This is a genomic window from Pseudomonas sp. BF-R-19, from assembly GCF_019956445.1.
Taxonomy (GTDB): domain Bacteria; phylum Pseudomonadota; class Gammaproteobacteria; order Pseudomonadales; family Pseudomonadaceae; genus Aquipseudomonas; species Aquipseudomonas fluorescens_BH.
The window spans coordinates 1-1,670 of sequence record NZ_JAHBDN010000019.1; the positions used below are offsets into that span (position 1 = coordinate 1).

The 1,670-nt window shown below is 54.7% G+C and carries 1 protein-coding gene; it reads right to left on the minus strand.

Features of this window, described 5'->3' with window-relative positions:
• Window positions 1-165: 165 nt before the first annotated feature.
• Window positions 166-1,596 carry an IS1182 family transposase gene (locus tag KGB28_RS01105; protein ID WP_223441334.1) on the minus strand — a complete coding sequence of 477 codons (1,431 nt, stop codon included), beginning with the start codon at window positions 1,594-1,596 and terminating at the stop codon, window positions 166-168.
• Between the last annotated feature and the right edge of the window lie 74 nt (window positions 1,597-1,670).

Here is a 1,670-nt window from a genome sequence, read left to right on the forward strand (position 1 = left end):
GCTTTCGGCCCAGAGTGTGTAAAAACGCTCATTGCTTCATCGTCTTGGCGCATCGACGTTTGTCGGCTGATCTATCGCATCGTCAGCGTCACGGCTTGCATCGGTAACGACCTGGAGCACGCGAACGCTGTTTTACAGCCTCTGGCCGGGTCAAAACCGGCCTTTTTAGGCTGACAGCGCTTTCATCAAACCATTGGCACCCATGATTTTCATGACCCGTTTCAAGTTATAGGCGAGCACATTCAAGCTCATCTCTGCATTTACCCCCGCCAGCTTTCGCGTCAGGAAATGCGTTGCCCCCATCCATTGTTTAAGCGTCCCGAAGGGATGCTCCACCGTCCGTTTACGGATTCGCATCATCTCCGGCGCGTTGCGCAGCCTGTCCTGCATTTCTTCCAGTACGGCTTCATGTTCCCAACGTCGAACCCGTCGTTCCGTGCTCGGTGTGCACTGCGATTTCAGCGCGCAGCCCTGGCATTTCGAACTCCAGTAACGGTGCAGCTTCAGGCCTTTTTCAACGTTGCTATAGCGCCAGATCAGCGCTTCGCCAGCCGGGCATACGTATTCGTTTTTTGCCGAGTCATAGATGAAGGCATCGTTATTGAAACGCCCGTCTGCCTTGGCTCCAGAGGTCATTGGCTTGGGCACATAGGCGGTGATGTTGGCATCGTGACAAGCCAGGATTTGTTCGCTTTTGAAGTAACCTCGGTCAGCCACTACCGACAGCATTTCTGACGCCATCGCCTCGCGGGCCTGCTTGGCCATCGAGCTGAGTTGATCGCGGTCGGAACCGACGTTGGTCACCTCGTGCGCTACGATCAGATGGTGCTGCGTATCGACCGCTGTCTGCACGTTGTAACCGACGATTCCGGTACCGCGCGTCATCATGGAGCGGGCGTGTGGATCGGTCAGTGAGACCTGTTTGTCCGGCGATTCGTTGAGCTGGATTTCAATCGCTTGAAGCTCCTTCATTTGCGTCTTCAGCTTGGCGATTTTCTCTTCCAGTCGCACGGCACTGGGCTCGGAAGCTGTGGGTTCTTGCCGATCGGCAGCATCGAGTGCCGCCAGGTAACGATTGATACTCGATTCAATTTCTTCCATTCGTCGCTTCAGTTTGGCGTTGGTGAAATTGCGGTCGCGGTTGTTGACGGCTTTGAATTTACTGCCATCGATGGCGACCAGATTTTCTCCAAACAATCCCAACTGCTGACACAGCACAACGAACTGGCGACAGACGCCTCGGATGGCCTTGCTGTTGTCTTTTCGGAAGTTGGCGATGGTCTTGAAGTCCGGCATCAAACGCCCGGTCAACCACATCAGCTCGACGTTGCGTTGGGCTTCTCGCTCCAAACGTCGGCTCGACTGGATGCGGTTGAGATAGCCGTAGATGTAGATCTTTAGCAAGATCGCGGGGTGGTAAGCAGGCCGGCCAGTATCGGCTGGAATAGCACCTTCAAAACCCAGATTGACCAGGTCGAGTTCGTCGACAAAGACGTCGACTACGCGCACCGGATTGGTATCGCTGACGTAGTCGTCGAGGCTCTCGGGAAGTAAGGTGCCTTGACCTCGATGTTCACCTTGGATAAAGCGCTTCATGGGCGATCCCTGCGATGAAATCCTCAGAAATCATAGCAAGGGTTCGCGAAGGTGTTTTTACACACTCTGGGCCA

Bases quoted from the DNA above. Each gene is read 5' to 3' on its own strand.
- KGB28_RS01105 (WP_223441334.1), bottom strand. From the start codon at position 1,596: ATGAAGCGCTTTATCCAAGGTGAACATCGAGGTCAAGGCACCTTACTT.